Raw genomic sequence first — 2,682 nt, 5'->3', positions numbered from 1 at the left:
ACCATGGGTGAATAATAGCTATTAGATCACAGTAACCAACTCGATTCAAGGTTAAAAAACAGCCAATCCAGAACCAATAATCCAGTACCTGAAAAGAGTAATTCTACAGCCTCAACGCCTTAGAAAGTTTTTACCGTGGCGAAGCCCGAGTAAATAGTCATATTGCAACATTTGAGCTGAGGACCCAAGCACCATACTTTGCAAAGGACGATTCGGGGCGATTTGAATTATGCGAACGTCTTTAGGTGGATTTTTAATAAATTCAAGCGCCTCATCATATCGCGCCTGATGGTAGTGATATAAATCAAGCATTTTTTGCGACTGCTTAATCCGACTCATAAGCGGTTTAAGCCTCTCCAATATCGGCATGTGTCCATTATGATGTTGTTCAAAAGTTCTTATAACTAAAATTTGTTTAGCCCCCTGCTGGGGGGCCCATTTCACTGGAATAGGATCGGCCATCCCACCATCCATATAGTTTCGCCCAGCAATATTGACCCCGCCTTGATATAAAAAAGGGATAGCGCTTGATGCTTTTAAATGCTCTAGCATATTCTCGTGCCAAGTATGAAAGTACCTAGCTTCTAGCGTTTCAGCATCGGTTGCTACCACATAAAAATGGCTGTCTTGGGCTAGATAATTTGGATCTGTCAATACCCGCAATTTCGGGCTGTGATTTACTTGAGAAAAATACCAATCAAGGTCAATAACTTTACCATCAGTAAAAAACTTACTTGGCTTAAAAAACGTGTCATCTGTTGTCAGTTGTGCAATCGCAATACGAGCGCACTGCTTAGCTCTGGCGGAATAAGCAGCGAGGTTTTGAGCACCAGCCGAAACCCCCACTTTTAGGTCAAATGGCCAGAAGTTTTCTTCTAAAAAAGCATCTAGCACTCCAGCTGTAAAAATTCCTTTTTGTCCGCCTCCTTCTGCAACCAATGCAAATTCTGGTTTGTGGACGTGCACAGATTCTTGAATGTTAACTGACAGTTCGGCCTGCATATTTAACCCTTCTTATTATTTGTAACCACGTTTTTTGTTCAGTTCCTCATTGAAGATACTTTTCACTATGGCAAGCTGTAGCGGTATTTAGTTTTAGTTTATCTACCTCAGATACCGCTTCAGCTAATTGTGAAAGCATTTTACTGGGAGCATCAACATGGGCTGCGAGATAGAGTCTAGCGGTGAGCTCTGGTATATCTAGTACTAATTCCCACTTACCCTGTGTTCCCATTGCCTCAGACATCTGCTCAACAAAGCTCTGCGCACCAAACAAAAAGTCTATTCTACCTTTTTCAAGTAAACCTCCAGCCTGGTTTAAGCTGCTAAGTGTTACCAATCTGCTTTTTTTAAATCCATGAGATTCAAGATATTGCAATGAAGGTTGCGCTACCCCAACACCGACAACATAGTTTTTTATGTTGTCTAACGAAAACTGTGTTTGCCATTGACCATCGTCAAGACGCTTATAAAACCCTACTTTGAGGTCACACAATGGCATCAACCAATGATATTGCCGCTCTCTTTGCTCAGTGCGTGCAATTGAGTAAATCAAGGCACTCGGTGATTCTTCAAATTGCTGTTTAGCACGGTGCCAAGGCAGCATGTAAATTTGATAGTCAAAATTTGTATATGTCATTAAGGTACGCACCATCATCGTTGCATACCCATCTATCTTTCCATCACGACCAAGATATTGGTATGGTGGAAAGTGCTCTGTATAAATGTCAATTTCACCTTGCGCTAATACGCTATTGCTTATCGATGCTATCCCTAACACAGCCCAAATAAGAGATTTCATCGTCAAATTACCGCAGCTCTTTTTTTATTTAGTATAACTCATCAATCGCGATACATATGTATTCGTAACACTCTGCCTTATCTTTAAAATTATGTTCATTCGCGCAAAATTCAAGCTATTACTACAATAAATTAAGTGATGTTTTCATGAGATGTTTATGTTTATTCGCTCGTTACTCACAGTGCTTTGCACTGGACTATCATCTCTTTGCACTGCGCATTCGAATGAGGTTCATCTGCGTGTTGTAACTGAGCATTTTCCCCCTTACCAATTTGTTAAAAATGGCGAAGTAACCTCTGGTATAGCATATGAAATAGTAAAAGCAGCACTAGCTAAGGCGCAGCTTCATGCTGCAATTGAAGTTTTGCCCTGGGCAAGGGCCTATGAGGTAGCGCTAAAGCATCCTAACGTAATTATTTTTTCTATCGCCAAAACGGAACAACGAACACCGTTATTTCATTGGTTGTTAGAACTTGGCAGACTTGATTTTCGCATATATTCGTCGAGTAAAAATAAACAAGTAAAAATTAACAGCATGAGTGAGGCTAGAAAGTACATTTTAGTAGCGGTCAGAGGAAGCTATGAAGCAGAGAAGTTACTATCTTTGGGCTTTCGTTTAGACAGCAACTTAATTTTAGTTAACGACTTTGCGCATGCATGGAGAATGGTTGAAAAAGGCCGTGCAGACGCTATTTATGCATCCCATATTCCGCCAAAAGTTAAGCATAGTAGTTTGTATGGCTACAAACAGCATGCCACTATTTAGTCGATTCTGAAAATCTCGGTTTTTCAAAAAACTGAGGTTGTTCAATTTGGATTGCCATCTTTAGAGTCGGTTAACCATCTAACGTTTTTGTTGTTTGATTTTCACGTGCCAATGG

At 40.4% G+C, this 2,682-nt stretch carries 3 protein-coding genes; 1 reads left to right on the top strand and 2 read right to left on the bottom strand.

The window, feature by feature from the left end:
- Positions 1-111: 111 nt before the first annotated feature.
- Complete coding sequence (locus HC733_RS21925) at positions 112-1,002, bottom strand: patatin-like phospholipase family protein (protein ID WP_190367103.1); 891 nt, start codon at positions 1,000-1,002, stop codon at positions 112-114.
- Between the two features lie 46 nt (positions 1,003-1,048).
- The gene (locus HC733_RS21920; protein ID WP_190367102.1) at positions 1,049-1,801 is read right to left on the bottom strand and encodes a substrate-binding periplasmic protein; all 753 of its coding nucleotides are present in this window, start codon (positions 1,799-1,801) and stop codon (positions 1,049-1,051) included.
- Positions 1,802-1,958: 157 nt separating this feature from the next.
- Here HC733_RS21920 and HC733_RS21915 point away from each other — a divergent pair, with 157 nt between their 5' ends.
- Positions 1,959-2,567, top strand: coding sequence for a substrate-binding periplasmic protein (locus HC733_RS21915; RefSeq protein WP_190367101.1), 609 nt, complete (start codon positions 1,959-1,961; stop codon positions 2,565-2,567).
- Positions 2,568-2,682: the final 115 nt, after the last annotated feature.

It is taken from the genome of Pseudoalteromonas sp. S16_S37, assembly GCF_014694405.1.
GTDB lineage: Bacteria > Pseudomonadota > Gammaproteobacteria > Enterobacterales > Alteromonadaceae > Pseudoalteromonas.
Note: the sequence above shows the minus strand (reverse complement) of the source record. Positions and strands in the feature narration are given on the sequence as shown.

Bases quoted from the DNA above. Each gene is read 5' to 3' on its own strand.
- HC733_RS21920 (WP_190367102.1), bottom strand. From the start codon at position 1,801: ATGAAATCTCTTATTTGGGCTGTGTTAGGGATAGCATCGATAAGCAAT.
- HC733_RS21915 (WP_190367101.1), top strand. From the start codon at position 1,959: ATGTTTATTCGCTCGTTACTCACAGTGCTTTGCACTGGACTATCATCT.
- HC733_RS21925 (WP_190367103.1), bottom strand. From the start codon at position 1,002: ATGCAGGCCGAACTGTCAGTTAACATTCAAGAATCTGTGCACGTCCAC.